This window comes from Deferrisoma sp. (assembly GCF_054681715.1).
Genome location: NZ_BAAHFQ010000081.1, coordinates 1 through 14,564 on the forward strand (window position 1 = coordinate 1; position 14,564 = coordinate 14,564).

Sequence of the window (14,564 nt, forward strand, 5' to 3'; positions counted from 1 at the left end):
ACAGAAGGCGCAGCACGGGGTGGAACACCAGCACCGAGCGGCACCGGTCGGCGTGGTCCGAGAGGTAAGGATGGCGGCGGAGGATCTCGTCGGGCGTCACGCCCGTCACGGTAGGGGGTTTCGGCGCCGAGCGTCAAGCCCTCGGCGGTTGGTCCCTCGCCGCCTCGAGGACGGCCCGCTCCTCCCGGGTGCGGGCCGCCGACCCGGTGCCCGCCGCAACCCGAAGGCTGCCGCGGCGAGCCGGCTCGGCGCCCCCGCTTCCTAGCCCTCCAGCTTCCTATGGCTCCGGCGGCTAAATAGGCACGGACCGGGGCGTGGGGCCTGCTGGAGCGCCGGGCGTGGCACCTACAGTCGCTGCATCCGGCACTCAGCCAACGAATGGGAGTCTTCCGGCCAATCGGGTGAACAAAAACGCCCAGAGTTCTTGAGTGGTTCCATCCATCCGGCTGAGTGCCGGATGCAGCGTAAGCCGGATGCCGCACTCACGCACGGCCGGAAGCAGGCCCCACGCCCTGGCGGCTACCTTGCGCGCCTTTGTTGGCGCCGGGTTGATAGCTTCCCAGCCTTCCTCACGCCTCCCGGAACGCCCGGATCTGGTCGAGGGCGCCCATGAGCCGCTCGAAGGCCACGAGGTCCAGCGACTGGGGCCCGTCGCACAGGGCCTGGCAGGGGTTCGGGTGGACCTCCACCATGATCCCGGCCGCCCCCACCACGAACGCGGCCTTGGCGATGGGGGCCACGAGATCCCGGCGGCCCAGCGCGTGGCTCGGGTCCACGATCACCGGAAGGTGGGTGGCGGCCCGGAGGTAGGGGACCACCGCGAGGTCCAGGGTGTTTCGGAGGGCCCGCTCGAAGGTCCGGATGCCCCGCTCGCACAGGATCACCTGGTCGTTTCCTTCGAGCAGGATGTACTCGGCCGCGGCCAGGAACTCGTCGAGGGTGGCGCTCATGCCGCGCTTGAGGAGGATCGGTTTGCCCGTGCGGCCGGCCTCCTTGAGGAGGTCGAAGTTCTGCATGTTCCGGGCCCCGATCTGGAGGCAGTCGGCCACCGAGGCCACCTTCTCGAGCTGGTCGATCCGCATGACCTCGGTCACCACGGGAAGCCCCGCCTCCCGGGCCGCCTCGGCCAGGAGATCGAGCCCCTCGTACCCCAGGCCCTGGAACGAGTGGGGGCCGGTGCGGGGTTTGAACGCCCCGCCCCGAAGGAGCTGGGCCCCGGCGGTCTTCACCGCCCGGGCCGCGGCCCGGACCTGCTCGGCGCTCTCCACGGCGCAGGGCCCGGCGATCACCACGGGGGGCCGGCTCCAGGCGACCTCCACCGGCCCGACCCGGACCACGGTGTCCTCGGGGTGGAAGTCGCGGCTCACGAGCTTGTAGGGCTTGGTGACGTGGATGAACTCCCGGATGCCCGGAAGGTCCCGGAACGGGGCCTCGTCCACGTAGCCCCGGTTCCCCAAGACCCCGATGGCGACCCGCTCCCCGCCGGGGATCGGCTGGGGGGTGAGGCCCAGGGACCGGATGCGCTCGCACACGGCCTCGACCTGTTCCGGGGTGGCGAAATGGTCCATCACGATCAGCATGGCGGCGCTCTTGTCGGCTAGAAGGCTAGAAGGCTAGAAAGCTAGGAAGCTAGGAGGCTGGGAAGCTGGGAAGCCCGGCGACCAACGACCAACGACCAACGACCAACGACCAACGACCAACGAAAAACCATGCGCCAACCGGGCCGGCCGTGTCAAAAGGGGGGTGCACGGGCCGCCGGTTTCCCGAGGTTGGCGACCGAACGGCCGCCGAGCTACACGATTTCCGTCACGTCCACCTCCCGGCCGGCCGTGAGGTCCAGGAGGCGGTCCACCGTGAGGGGGACGGCCGAGTGGTCGTTTCCGGCGGCCGGGTAGACCCGGGGGAACCGCCGAAGGCTTCGGTCCACCAGCACGGGGAGTTCCTCGGGCAGCAGGAACGGGCACACCCCGCCCGGGCTGTAGCCCGTGTGGCGCACCACGTCCTCGGGCCCCGGGAGCCGCACCTTCCCGGTCCAGCCCAGGGCCCGCTTGAGCTTCGAGCCCTTCACCTTGGCGTCCCCCGCGGCCACCACCACGACCGGCCGGTCGCCCACCAGAAAAAGGATCGTCTTCGCGATCTCCCCCACCGAGCACCCCACGGCCGCGGCCGCGGTCTCGGCCGTGGGCGTCGGGGCCTCGAACTCCCACACCTCCACGCCCCGGGCGGCGAGGTGCGCTTTCACGTCGTCGAGGGTCGGCATGGTTGGTCCGGTTTGAAAGCGGGAAGGCTGGAACGCTGGAAAGCCGTGAATCGTGAAGTCGTAAATCGTGAATCGTGTGGCCGCTCCGCGGCCCTCGGGACGTTGAGACGCAGCACCCACCCCGCCCCCGGGCCCGGAGTGTACCACGAATCGGGGAACCCAAGGCCAGCACGCTGCCACGCCCCCCGTCCTCCGTGCCCTCCGTGCCCTCCGTGGTTCCATTCCCCGACCGGCGACCGGAGACCGCACCCCATTTTTCCTTTACAAAACCCATTTTCTCTGCTTTGTTTGCCGGCAGCCCTCACGACCGGAGAGTGCCGATGCGCATCCTGGTGGCGGAGCGGGATCCCTTTTGGCGGCGGCGGTGGGGGGCCCTGGATCTGGGCGCCCCCCTGGAACTCGTGGACGACGGCACCCGGGCCCTGGAACGGGCCTTCGCCGAGCCGCCGGCCGCGGTGGTGTGCGAGGTGCTCCTGCCCGGGATCGACGGCCTCACCCTGGTGCGCCGGTTGCGGGCCCATCCCCTGACCCGCCCCCTGCCCGTGGCCGTGGTCTCGAGCCTTCCCTTCGCCGACCGGGCCTGGGAGGCCGGGGCCGACCTCTTCTCCCAGAAACCCCTGGCCGACCGCGATCTGCGCGCCCTGGTCGAGCGCCTTCTCGCCGACCGCGCGCAAGGGAGAACCCCATGACCCGCGTCCCCACCCGCGTGCCGCACCTGGACCCCGTGCTCGGCGGCGGCCTGCCCCGGGGGGTCCTGACCCTTCTGGCCGGCCGGGCCGGAACGGGCAAGACGCTCCTGGCGCTCCAGTGGCTCTTCGGAAACGCCTCGGCCGAAGCCCCGGGGCTCTACGTGACCACCCTTTCGGAGCCCCAGGAGAAGCTCCTTCGGCACCTCGCGGGCTACGGGTTCTTCCGAGCCGAGGCCGTGGGCACGGCGGTGCGGTTCGCCGACCTGGGCCCCACCCTCCTCGACCGAGGCCCCGACGCGGCCCTCGAGGACCTCGAGGCGCTCCTTCGCGAGCACGAGCCGGCGTACCTGGTGGTGGACAGCTTCCGGGCCCTCGCGGATCTGGCCCCCTCGGCCGACCGGTTCCGGCCCCTGGTGTTCCGGCTCGGGGCCCACCTCGCAACCCTGCCGGTCACCACGATGCTCCTGGGCGAGTACGGGAGCCGGGAGGTCATGGAAACCGTGGCCGCGAGCGTGGTGGACGCCATCGTGTACCTCACCAACGAGGTGGACCCCGACCGGAGCGGCCGGAGGAGCCTGCGGGTGGTGAAACTCCGGGGTTCCGGGTTCCTCGAGGGGGAACACCCCCTGTGGATCGGCGACGACGGGGTGCGGGTGGCGCCCCGGACGGCCACCCCGGACCGGCCGGCCACCTACGAGCCCCTGACCCGCCGCCGGTCCACCGGGGTGGAGGGACTCGACCGGCTCACGGGCGGGGGGTTCCTCGACGGCACGGCCACCCTGTTCGTGGGGGAGCCGGGCGCGGGAAAAACCACCTTCGCCCTCTCGGCCGTGGCGGCCGCGGCCCGGGCCGGGGAGCCGAGCCTCTACGTCTCGTTCCAGGAGGACCCGAATCAGCTCGCCGCCACGGCGGCCCGGCTGGGGGTGCCGGCGGACGGGCCCGTGACGTTCGTCTACACCTCGCCCGTGGAACTCACCTCCGACCGGACCGTGCTCGAGGTGGCCCGCCGGGCCGAGGCCTGCCGGGCCCGGGTCGTGGCGGTGGACAGCCTCACGGATCTGCGGGCCGGGGCCGGCGACCGGTACCTCGCCTTCGCCTACTCCCTGGTCCAGCATTTCAAGGACCGGCGCACGAGCCTCGTGATGACCCTGGAATCGAGCGACCTCTTCGGCCCGGTGGGGATCTCGGGGGTGGGCATCTCCCACGTGGCCGACAACGTGGTGCTCCTTCGCTACCACGAGGAGCCCGGCCGGCTCGCCACGGCGCTCACGGTGCTCAAGGCCCGGGGCATCGAGCACTCCCGGGAGATCGTGGGGTACGATCTGGGCACCTCGGGCGTGCGGGTGGACGGGCCCGTGACCGGCCCGGTGTTCGGGGGCGACGGTGGCTGAGCGGGCCGAGGCGGTGGTGGCCCGGGTGGTGCGGGCGATCCGGGCGGCCCGGAGCCCCCCCGAGGCCTCGGAGGCGTTCGCCGCCTCGTTGGAGCCGGCCTGCCACCAGACCCTCTACGCGGTCCTGCTCGCGACCGAGGCCGAGCTGGAGCCCGCCGCGTGGCGCTGCCCCCGGCCCCGGCCCGAGCCCATCCCCCTGGGCTACGACCCGGTCCCCCGGCTCCGGGCCGCGGCCGGGCTCGGCCCCGAGGCCCCCCTGCGGGTGTTCCCCCTCTACCTCGACGATCCGGGCGCCCTCCTCGGGCTCTTCGCCTGCGGCGGGGCGCCGTGCCCCCACTGCACGGGGGCGGAGCCCCTGTGCGGGTCGCTGACCGAGGTGCTGGCCCTCGTCCTGGGCCGGGCGCGGGAACTGGCCGCCGCCCTGGCCCGGGAGGCCCGGGCCGTGGACCTCCAGCGGGCCGTGGTGGAGAGCCTGCCCCTGGCCGTGGCCGTGTGCGACGGGCGCCGCCGGCTCCTGGCGGCAAACCGCCCCTTCCGCGAGGCCTGCCACGGGGAGCCCGCGCCCGGCACCGACCTCGCGGCGCTCCTCCCCCCCGGCACCCTGGACGGGGTGGACCTCCCTGCCCTGATCGCCCGGGCCGCCCGGGGGGAGCCGGCCTTCCACCCCCGGGTGCCCCACCGGGCGCCCCACCACGGCGACCGGGTGGTGAGCCTCTGGGTCACCCCGCTCCGGGACGGCGCCCTGACCCCCGGGGTCCTGGTGGCCCTGTACGACGTCACGAAGGAGGCCCGGGCCGAGGAGGCCCTGACCCGGGCCCAGCGCATGGAGAGCCTGGGACGGCTCGCGGCCGGGCTCGCCCACGAGTTCAAGAACCTCCTCATGACCATCCAGGGAAACGCGGAACTCCTGGAACTCCACGGGACGGAAGGCGAAAGCGGGGCGAAGCGGATCGAGCGCATCGTCTCGGCCTGCCAACGGGCCTCGGACCTGGCCCACCGGGTGCTCGCCTTCGGTAGGGGCACCCCGCCGCAGCGGCAGACGGTCGGCCTCGGAAGCCTCGCCCGGCGGGTGGCCGAACTCGCCCGGCCGGCCCTGCCCAAGGGGGTGGGCCTCCGGCTCCCGGAGGGCCCCGGCCCCGCGGTGGAGGCCGACCCCGCGGGCCTGGAGCAGGTGCTGCTGAACCTCCTCCTGAACGCCGGGGAGGCCGCCGGCGGCGCGGGAACGATCGAGATCCGGGTGGGGGAAGCCCAAGGGGAGGCCTGGATCGAGGTGGCCGACGACGGGCCCGGCATGGCGCCCGAGGTGGCCGAGCGGGTGTTCGAGCCGTTCTTCACCACCAAGGGCGAAGGGAGGGGAACGGGCCTCGGGCTCGCCGTGGTCTACGGCATCGTCCGCGACCACGGGGGCGCCATCGAGCTCGACACCGCCCCCGGCCGGGGCGCCCGGTTCCGGGTGCGGCTGCCCCGGACGGAAAGCCCGGAGGAGGGGTCGCGGCACGACTATTGACCCGGTGTCAATAGATGCGCGCAAGGAGATCGCGAGGGCATGGGGCCTGCTTCCGGCCGTGCGTGAGTGCGGCATCCGGCTTACGCTGCATCCGGCACTCAGCCGGATTGACGGAACCACTCAGGAACTCTAGGCGTTTTCGTCAGTCCGCTTGGCCGGAAGGAGCCCTGTCGTTGGCTGAGTGCCGGATGCAGCGACTGTAGGAGCCACGCCCGGCGCTCCAGCAGGCCCCATGCCCCCGACCGTTTCTATCCCCTTAGCAGCCGGAGAAAGTATTGCCGGAGGCGGGTGGGGGACTGGTTCCGGCCGGGCGCGAGTGCGGCCCCCGGGGCGCCTCACCGCGTCACGGGCACGGCCGGCTCACCCCTCCCGGAGCACCCGGGTCGCGTTCAGGACGGCGAGCACCGCCACGCCCACGTCGGCGAACACGGCCTCCCACAGGGAGGCTACCCCCGCCGCCCCGAGCAGCAGAAAGAGCCCCTTCACCCCGAAAGCCAGGGCGATGTTCTCCCGCACGATCCGGTTCGTGCGGCGGGCCACCTCCACGGCCGACACGAGGCCCGTGAGCCGGTCGTCCATGAGCACCACGTCGGCGGCCTCGATGGCGGCATCGGACCCGAGCCCGCCCATGGCCACCCCGATGTCCGCCGCGGCCAGCACGGGGGCGTCGTTTAGGCCGTCGCCCACGAACGCCACCTTGGCCCGGGGGTCCTCCTTCTCGGCCTCGAGGCGCCGGACCCAGTCCACCTTGTCCTGGGGCAGCAGATCGGCGTGGACCTCGTCCAGGCCCAGCGCCTTGGCCACCGCCTCGGCCGCGCACCGCTCGTCGCCCGTGAGCATCACGAACCGGCGCACCCCGGCGGCCCGCAGCCTCTCCAGGGTTTCCCGGGCCTCGGGGCGGGGTTCGTCGGCCAGAAGGAGGTAGCCCGCGTAGGTCCCGTCCACGGCCACGTGCACCACGGTCCCTTCGAGGTCGCAGGTGTCGTGGACGAGCTCGTCGCCGTCCAGATGGAGGATCCGGTCGTTACCCACCAGGACCTCGCGGCCGTCGATCACGGCCCGCACCCCGTGGGCCGGGATCTCCTCGTAGCGCCCGATCCGGGTGTCGTCCACCGGCCGGCCGTAGGCCTCCAGCACGGACCGGGCGATGGGATGGCCGGAGTGGCTCTCTGCCGCCGCCGCGAGCGCCAACACCTCTTCCTCGGTAAAACCGTTGTGAGGCACGACCCGGGTCACCCGGAACACCCCCTGGGTCAAGGTGCCGGTCTTGTCGAACACGATGGTCCGCACCCACCGAAAGGCCTCGAGGAAGTTCGCGCCCTTGAACAGCACCCCCCGGCGCGACGCCGCCCCGATGCCGCCGAAAAACCCCAGGGGCACCGAGATCACCAGGGCGCAGGGGCACGAGATCACCAGAAACACCAGGGCGCGGTAGACCCAGTCGGCGTAGGCCTGGGGCGCCCCGAACCACCCCGCGATCCCCGGCGCCCGGGAGGCCAAGGGCGGAACCACGGCCAGGAGCACCGCTCCCAGGACCACGGCCGGGGTGTACACCCGGGAGAACCGGGTGAGGAACGCCTCGGTGGGGGCCTTTCGGGCCGCGGCGGTTTCCACCAGGTCGAGAATGGTCTTGACCGTGGACTCCCCAAAGGGTTTGGTGACCCGCACCGTGACGACCCCGCCCTGGTTCACCATGCCGGAGAGGATCTCGTCCCCCTCCGCCAGCGCCCGGGGCCGGGATTCGCCGGTCAGGGCCGAGGCGTCCACCGTGGTCCGGCCCTCCTCGATGACGCCGTCGAGGGGAACCCGTTCCCCGGGCTTCACCACGATCCGGTCCCCCACCCGCACCTCCTCGGGGGACACCCGCAGGGTCTCCCCGTCCCGCCGGAGGTTGGCGTAGTCGGCCCGGATCTTGAGGAGGGCCGCGATCGACCGGCGGGAACGGTTCACCGCCCGGTCCTCGAAATACTGCCCCACCTTGTAAAAGAGCATCACGGCCACGGCCTCGGGGAACTCCCCAATGGCGAAGGCCCCGAGGGTGGCCACCGTCATGAGAAAACTCTCGTCAAAGAGGTCGCCCCGCAGCACCCCGCGGACCGCCCGGCGCACCACGTCCTGGCCCGCCACGGCGTAGGCGAGCAGGTAGGGGAGGAACACGGCCCAACTCCCGAAGTCGCCGACCCGAAACCCCGCCCCGGGCCGGGGCACGAGCCGCTCCACCAAGAGCGCCAGCGCGAAGAGGACCCCGGAGGCCGCCACCGCCTTCAGGATCGGCGAGACGCCCCGGGGCTCCGCCTCCAGGTGCCCGGCGTCGAGCCTCACGGGCCGGACCTCGGGCTCGATCCGGGTCACGATCTCCAGGGCCCTTTCCCGGGCCGCCGGGTCGTCGGCCTCCACCACCAGGGTGGACGAGGCGAAATGGAGCTCGGCCCGCACCCCGGGAAGGCGGTTGATCTCCTGCTCGATCTTCTCCGCGCAGGAGGCGCAGGTGAGGCCCTCGAGCCGGTACCGGGCCCCCGGCCGGCGCCGGGGCGGTTCCGCCACGGGAACGCCCCCCTGACCGCCACAGGAGCACGCGGGGCCCATCCCCCCTTGCGAGGCCATGGGCAGCTCCCTCATGACCGGCCCTCCTCCACGTGCCGGCGGGCCTCGGCAAAAAGGGTGCGCACGTGGTCGTCGTCCAGGGCGTAGAAGACGAGCTTCCCTTCCCGGCGGCTCTTCACGAGGCGATGGGCCTTGAGGAGACGGAGCTGGTGGCTCACGGCGCTCGGGCTCAGGCCCAGGAGCTCCGCGAGATCGCACACGCACAGTTCCTCGGCCGCCAGGGCCAGGAGAATCCGGACGCGGGTCGGGTCCCCCAGGATCTTGAAGGCCTCGGCGAGCGCCTCCACGGGAGCCGTTTCCACCTCGTTTCGCGCCCGGGCCACCGCCTCGGGATGGATCAGGAGCTCCGAACAGACGTCCATGGGTTCCTCCTACCGAGCCCGCCCCAGTAGCCTTGCCCCCATGGCGGGCGGGGAGCCGAACCCGGCCGGGCACGGGTGCGGCATCCGATGGCCACGACGAGGTGCCGGCGGGCAAACTCCAACAATTGAGCAACTGCTCACATATAAGAACACAACCCCGCGCCCGGCGCAACCCCGGGCCGTTCGGTCCCCCGGGCCGGGGGCGGGGCCGGTGAGTGTTGACAGCCGTTTTGCCCTTCGTCTAGCGTGCGGTGTTTCCCAGCGTTTCGAGGAGACGCCACCCCATGCCGAACCTGGTTCTCGCCTCGGCCTCGCCCCGGCGCAGGGAACTGCTCGCCTCGGTGGGCATTGCCGTCGAGGTCCGGCCGAGCCACATCGACGAAACCCTCGCCCCGGGTCTGCCCCTGGAGGACGCCCTGGTCCAGGTGGCCCGGCGGAAGGCCCGGGCCGCGGCCGGGGACGATCCGGACGCCTGGGTCCTGGGGGCCGACACCGCCGTGGTGGTGGACGACCAGGTCCTGGGGAAGCCGGCCGGCCGGGACGAGGCCCGGGCGATGCTCGAACGCCTCTCGGGCCGGAGCCACCGGGTGATCACGGCCGTGTGCCTCGTGGGCCCCGGCGGGGAGGGCCGGAGCATCGCCGTGACCACCCGGGTCTGGTTCCGGGAGCTCGCGGCCGACGAGATCGCGTGGTACACGGGGCTTCCCGAGCCCTACGACAAGGCCGGGGCTTACGGGATCCAGGGGGCCGGCGCGGCGCTGGTGGAGCGGATCGAGGGGTCGTACACGAACGTGGTGGGGCTTCCCCTGGCGGAGACCCTGGCCCTCCTCCGGGGCACAGGGATTCCGCCCTGGGAGCGGGCCGCCGGCCGGGTCCCCCGGGCGGCGGTTGCGGGAGAGGACACGAGACCATGACGGAACCCACATCGACCGGGCAACGGTACCGGGAGGTCCTGGACGCGGTGCGGCAGGCCTGCGGTCGGGCGGGCCGCAGCCCCGAGGCGGTGACCCTGGTCGCCGTGTCGAAGACGGTGGAGCCCGAGCGCATCCTCGCCGCCTACGAGGCCGGGGCCCGGGACTTCGGGGAGAACTACGTGCAGGAGGCCCTGGGTAAGGTGGACCGCCTGCCGCCCGACGCCCGGTGGCACATGATCGGGCACCTCCAGTCCAACAAGGCCAAGCGCGCGGTGGAGACCTTCGCCTGGATCCACTCCCTGGACCGGCCTTCCCTGGCCGAAGCCCTGGAGAAGGCGGCCGCGGCCCGGGGCCGCGTGCTCGACGTGCTCGTCCAGGTGAACGTGGGGGGCGAACTCACGAAGTCGGGCACCGACGAGGAGGGCGCCCGGGCTCTGGTCCGGCGGGCGCCGGAGTGGCCCCACCTGCGGCTCCGGGGGTTCATGGCGATCCCCCCGTACCGGGAGGACCCCGAGGAGGTGCGGCCGTACTTCCGGGCCCTCCGGGAGCTGCGCGACCGGCTCCAGGCCGAGGCGCCCGAGGGGGTGCGGCTCGAACACCTCAGCATGGGCATGAGCCACGACTTCGCCGTGGCCATCGAGGAGGGGGCGACCCTGGTGCGGGTGGGCACGGCGATCTTCGGGGAGCGGGCCTGAGGTCGGGGCTGGGAAGCTGGGAAGCTGGCGGCGGAGCGGCCCGCGGCCGCCCAGCCGCCCAGCCGCCTAGCTGCCCAGCCGCCCAGCCGCCTAGCTGCCTAGCTACCTCGCCGCCTGGCGGCCCGAAAAGGACTTCAAGAAAGGGGATTCCGGCATGCAGACCCTTCCGAACCTTGCACTGATCGGCGTGGGCAACATGGGCGAAGCCCTGCTGCGGGGCCTCCTGGCCGCGGGCACCCTCACCCCCGACCGGATCGTGGGCGCCGAGAAAGTCGAAACGCGGGCCCGGGAGGTGGCGGCCCGGTACGGGATCCGGGTGGAGACGACGGTGGAGGCCGCCTGCCGGGATGCCGGGGCCGTGATCCTGGCGGTGAAGCCCCAGGACGTGGACCCGGCGCTGGCCGCGATCCGGGCGGCCGGGGGCTCGCCCCTCGTGATCAGCATCTGCGCCGGCATCCCCCTGGCTCGGCTGGAGGAGGGTCTCGGGGCAAACGCTGCGGCCGTCCGGGTCATGCCCAACACCCCCGCCCTGGTGGGCGCCGGCGCGAGCGTGTACTGCGCCAACGCCCGGGTGACGGCGGAGCAGGCGGGCTGGGTCGAGGCGATCCTGGGCGCCGTAGGCACGGTGCACCGGGTGGAGAAGGAGGAACTTCTCGACACCGTAACCGGGTTGAGCGGGAGCGGCCCGGCCTACGCCTTCGCCGTGATCGAGGCCCTGGCCGACGGGGGCGTGCTCATGGGCCTGCCCCGGGATCTCGCGCTCCACCTGGCGAAGCAGACGGTCTTCGGCGCAGCGAAGCTCGCCCTCGAGAGCCCGGAGCACCCGGCGGTGCTCCGCGACCGGGTGACCTCCCCTGGGGGCACCACCGCCGCGGGCCTCCGGGAACTCGAGGCCCGGGGGCTTCGCTCGGCCCTGATCGAGGCCGTCCGGGCGGCCACCCTGCGGTCCCGGGAACTCGGGGGGTAGCCGGAACCCTTCTCCCACCGGAGGCGCATCCCATGTTCGTTCTCGGCAACTTTCTCCTCGGGCTCGCCCGGGTGCTCGACCTGGTGCTGAACCTCTACTTCTGGATCGTGCTCGTGCGGGCGCTCCTTTCCTGGGTGAACCCCGACCCCTACAACCCGATCGTGCGGTTCCTCCACCGGGCCACCGACCCCGTGCTCTACTGGGTGCGCCGCCGGATCCCGGTGGTGTTCGGGGGCATGGATTTCTCCCCCATGGTGGTGATCCTGGGGATCTACTTCGCCCGGATCTTCCTCGTGCAAACCCTGGCCGACCTGGCCCTGCGGCTCCGGTAGCGCGGGGTCCCGGAGGGTTTGGGAACCGCGGAGAGCACGGGGGCCACGGAGCCCCCCCAAGGAGAGTCCCCATGCGCCTCACCCCGGCCGACGTGATGGAACAGACCTTCCGCACCGTGTTCCGGGGGTTCGACCCGGTGGAAGTGGACGCGTTCCTCCAACGGATCGCCGACGAACTCGAGCGGCTACGGGAGGAGCGCGACCGACTGGCGGTTGAACTGGAGGAGGAGCGAAAGGCCCGGCGCACCCTCGAGGAGGCCCTGGCCGCCGCCCGCACCCTCCAGGAGGGGATCCTCGAAAAGGCCCGCCAGGAGGCCGAACTCATCGAGGCCCAGGCCCGGCAGCGGGCCGACCGGGTGCTGGCGGAGGCGAACGAGGAACTCCTGCGGGTGCGCCGCGACATCGAGGCCGTGCGGGAGCGCTGGAATCTGTGGCTCGCCGAGGCCGAGGCCCTCGGGCAAACGTTGCTCGGCTGGGTCGAGGAGAAGCGGGGCCGCCCCCCGCGCGAACCCGAGTTCATCGCCGAAGGCGATCCCGAGGAGGAGGAAACTCCGTAGCCCGCGGCGCGGCGTGCCCCCTCCCCCTGTCCCCATCCCTCCGGGGGAGGGGGATTCGGTGCCGCCCCGCGGCACCACCACAAAATCCCCTCTCCCCCTCGGGGGGAGAGGGTGAGGGTGAGGGGGGCGGCCCCAATGCCCGCAAAGAAGGGATGTCGCGACCTGGACGTGGCTACCAAAGCTTGGGACAGCCGCTGACGCTTCGATCACAAGAGATTTTAGCGTCCCAGCGGCGGAACCTACCTGAAAACTCCCCAGGGCCCCCGCTACGCAGGACAGTAACGCGCGAGGCGGGACCCCGTGTGGGAGCGCCTTCCAAGGCGCGACCCGGGCCGAAGGCCCGAAAGAAAGGACGTCGCGGCTTGGAAGCCGCTCCCACAGGTTGGGACAACAGCCGACGCTAGAATCCCAAAGGATTTTGGCGTCCCAGCCTCCTAGCGTTCCAGCGGAACTTACTTGGAAAGGCCGTCCGATGCCGATTCGTGAGGTGCCGGGGGGGGTCGAGGTGGATCTCTGGGTGCAGCCTCGCGCCAGCAAGACCGGGCCGGCGGGGCTTCAGGGCGACGCCGTGAAACTCCGGGTCGCCGCCCCCCCGGTGGAGGGCGAGGCCAACAAGGAGATCGTGCGGTTCCTGGCCAAGGCGTTCCGGGTTCCCCGGTCCGCCGTGTCGCTCGTGCGGGGGGAGACCGGCCGGCGAAAGACGGTGCGGATCGAGGGCGTCACCCCGGCCCGGGTGCGGGAGGCCCTGGGCCTCGGCTGACGCCCGGGGCCAGAACTACTAAGACCAACGAGAGTATTGTCAGATCCGCGGCGTTGCAACGGAAACTCGCGGGTGGGGGGCTGGTGGAGAGCCGGGTGCGGCCCTTTACCTCGCCGCGCCATCACCACGCCCGGATCGCTTTGGAAGATCCAGAACGTCCGCCACCGCCGCCCCGCGCTGCCGAGCCGACAACGGCATGGAAAGGCGCGGCGAAAAGGGTGCCGCACTCGCGCCCGGCCGGAACCAGTCCCCCACCCGCCCCCGGCAATACTTTTGTTGAAGGTATTAGTACCTGGGCTCCACCCCGGTGACCTCCACCGGGGCCCCGAACCGCTCGGCGGCGAGCCGGAGCAGAATCCGCCGGTGGCACGCCTTTTCCGGCCCCTCGTAGCACACGAGGTACACGTCTTCGGTCCGGGCCCGCTCGGCCAGCGCCCGGAGCCGGTCCAGGGCCCGGGGGTCCTCCTCGATCTGCCGCCGGAACCGCTCCTCGTACCGGCACTCCACAAAGGCCCGGTTGTGGGCCTCGGCCGACCCCTTGCCCCAGCGGCGCTCCAGGCCCCGCTTGGCCTCCATGAACTCGGCCAGGAGCTCCTCGGACGGGGCGAGATCGTCGTTTCCCCGCCCACGGTTCACCAAGATCCGTTGCTCCTTGGAGATCCCGAGCCGCTTCATCTCCGAGATGCTCGCTTCCCGTAGCATGACACGCCTCCAGGTAACTTCCGCTGGGATGCTGGGAGGCTGGGACGCTGAAACCCTTCTTCTGGATTTCAGCGGCGCCGCTGGTCCCAACGTGGGCGGGGTGGTTTCAAGACGCGACGCCTTTGCGTTCGGGCCTTCGGCCCGGATCGCGGCGTGGACGCCGCTCCCACATCGGGCCCTGATCCGGACGTTACTATTACTCCGGCGACCAAATAGACACGGTCGGGGGCATGGGGCCTGCTGGAGCGCCGGGCGTGGCTCCTACAGTCGCTGCATCCGGCACTCGGCCAACGACTGGGACTCTCCCGGCCAAGCGGACTGGCGAAAACGCCCAGAGTTTCTGAGTGGCTCCGTCCACCCGGCTGAGTGACGGATGCAGCGTAAGCCGGATGCCGCACTCACGCACGGCCGGAACCAGTCCCCCACCCGCCCCCGGCAACACTTTAGCTCGCCGCCTGTAGACCTCGAAGGGGCCCGAGAGGGGTTCCAAGTGACTTCGGTCCTCGGTCGCCGGTCTCGCGGCCCAGACGGCCCCGGCCGGTTGCGCCCGGCGGCGGGGGCGCCTATCCTGTTTCTGGAAATCCAGAATCCGGAGATTCTCCATGGAACTCGCCAAACTGGGCAAGAAGGGCCAACTGTCGATCCCCCGGACCGTGCTCGAGCGGGCCGGCATTCCCACCGGTTCGCCCGTTCTCGTGGAGGCCACGGACGACGGGGCCATCGTGATCCGGGCGGCCGCGGTCTATCCGCTCGAAACCTATTCCGACGAACGCGTCGCGGAGTTTCTGGCCGGCGACGAGATGTCCGAAGAGGACCGCAAGCGC

General features: G+C 72.0%; 15 protein-coding genes. 10 read left to right on the forward strand and 5 right to left on the reverse strand.

All coding sequences use genetic code 11. From position 1 onward, the window contains the following. Positions 1-569: 569 nt before the first annotated feature. Together aroF and ACY0I8_RS11515 are read right to left on the reverse strand one after the other, a co-directional pair. Positions 570-1,580 carry a 3-deoxy-7-phosphoheptulonate synthase gene (gene aroF / locus ACY0I8_RS11510; protein ID WP_461394867.1) on the reverse strand — a complete coding sequence of 337 codons (1,011 nt, stop codon included), beginning with the start codon at positions 1,578-1,580 and terminating at the stop codon, positions 570-572. Positions 1,581-1,792: 212 nt separating this feature from the next. Next, the gene (locus ACY0I8_RS11515) at positions 1,793-2,260 is read right to left on the reverse strand and encodes a YbaK/EbsC family protein (RefSeq protein WP_461394868.1); all 468 of its coding nucleotides are present in this window, start codon (positions 2,258-2,260) and stop codon (positions 1,793-1,795) included. Between the two features lie 320 nt (positions 2,261-2,580). On the opposite strand from ACY0I8_RS11515, the gene ACY0I8_RS11520 reads away from it, so the two are divergent. The 3 genes from ACY0I8_RS11520 to ACY0I8_RS11530 are packed head-to-tail and all read left to right on the forward strand — an operon-like array spanning position 2,581 to position 5,847. Further along, positions 2,581-2,949, forward strand: coding sequence for a response regulator (locus ACY0I8_RS11520; protein ID WP_461394869.1), 369 nt, complete (start codon positions 2,581-2,583; stop codon positions 2,947-2,949). Further along, a complete protein-coding gene (locus tag ACY0I8_RS11525) occupies positions 2,946-4,340 on the forward strand; it encodes an ATPase domain-containing protein (RefSeq protein WP_461394870.1) in 1,395 nt (464 codons plus the stop codon). Before ACY0I8_RS11520 ends, ACY0I8_RS11525 begins: the two co-directional genes overlap by 4 nt. Beyond that, complete coding sequence (locus ACY0I8_RS11530) at positions 4,333-5,847, forward strand: two-component system sensor histidine kinase NtrB (protein WP_461394871.1); 1,515 nt, start codon at positions 4,333-4,335, stop codon at positions 5,845-5,847. Before ACY0I8_RS11525 ends, ACY0I8_RS11530 begins: the two co-directional genes overlap by 8 nt. Positions 5,848-6,207: 360 nt before the next feature. Here the strand turns inward: ACY0I8_RS11530 and ACY0I8_RS11535 are convergent, their stop codons facing one another. Further along, entirely contained in the window at positions 6,208-8,466 is a 2,259-nt protein-coding gene (locus ACY0I8_RS11535) for a heavy metal translocating P-type ATPase (protein ID WP_461394872.1), read from the reverse strand. Further along, positions 8,463-8,813 carry an ArsR/SmtB family transcription factor gene (locus ACY0I8_RS11540; protein ID WP_461394873.1) on the reverse strand — a complete coding sequence of 117 codons (351 nt, stop codon included), beginning with the start codon at positions 8,811-8,813 and terminating at the stop codon, positions 8,463-8,465. Before ACY0I8_RS11540 ends, ACY0I8_RS11535 begins: the two co-directional genes overlap by 4 nt. A 284-nt stretch (positions 8,814-9,097) precedes the next feature. Between ACY0I8_RS11540 and ACY0I8_RS11545 the strand changes: the two genes are divergently transcribed. From ACY0I8_RS11545 to ACY0I8_RS11570, 6 genes are all read left to right on the forward strand, one after another. Then, complete coding sequence (locus tag ACY0I8_RS11545; RefSeq protein ID WP_461394874.1) at positions 9,098-9,727, forward strand: Maf family protein; 630 nt, start codon at positions 9,098-9,100, stop codon at positions 9,725-9,727. Beyond that, positions 9,724-10,422 (forward strand): YggS family pyridoxal phosphate-dependent enzyme, encoded by a 699-nt coding sequence (locus ACY0I8_RS11550; RefSeq protein WP_461394875.1) that lies wholly within the window; start codon positions 9,724-9,726, stop codon positions 10,420-10,422. Before ACY0I8_RS11545 ends, ACY0I8_RS11550 begins: the two co-directional genes overlap by 4 nt. Before the next feature lie 154 nt (positions 10,423-10,576). Continuing rightward, the gene (gene proC, locus ACY0I8_RS11555) at positions 10,577-11,389 is read left to right on the forward strand and encodes a pyrroline-5-carboxylate reductase (protein WP_461394876.1); all 813 of its coding nucleotides are present in this window, start codon (positions 10,577-10,579) and stop codon (positions 11,387-11,389) included. A 32-nt stretch (positions 11,390-11,421) separates the two neighbouring features. Beyond that, entirely contained in the window at positions 11,422-11,721 is a 300-nt protein-coding gene (locus tag ACY0I8_RS11560) for a YggT family protein (RefSeq protein WP_459942228.1), read from the forward strand. A gap of 71 nt (positions 11,722-11,792) precedes the next feature. Continuing rightward, positions 11,793-12,278, forward strand: coding sequence for a DivIVA domain-containing protein (locus ACY0I8_RS11565; protein WP_459942229.1), 486 nt, complete (start codon positions 11,793-11,795; stop codon positions 12,276-12,278). A gap of 472 nt (positions 12,279-12,750) precedes the next feature. After that, complete coding sequence (locus tag ACY0I8_RS11570; protein ID WP_461394877.1) at positions 12,751-13,038, forward strand: DUF167 domain-containing protein; 288 nt, start codon at positions 12,751-12,753, stop codon at positions 13,036-13,038. Between the two features lie 285 nt (positions 13,039-13,323). Here the strand turns inward: ACY0I8_RS11570 and ACY0I8_RS11575 are convergent, their stop codons facing one another. After that, positions 13,324-13,740: a DUF488 family protein, N3 subclade gene (locus tag ACY0I8_RS11575; protein WP_461394878.1), complete on the reverse strand. Its 417-nt coding sequence runs from the start codon at positions 13,738-13,740 to the stop codon at positions 13,324-13,326. 602 nt (positions 13,741-14,342) lie between these two features. On the opposite strand from ACY0I8_RS11575, the gene ACY0I8_RS11580 reads away from it, so the two are divergent. After that, a partial coding sequence (locus ACY0I8_RS11580; protein WP_461394879.1) for an AbrB/MazE/SpoVT family DNA-binding domain-containing protein occupies positions 14,343-14,564 on the forward strand: 222 nt, incomplete at its 3' end.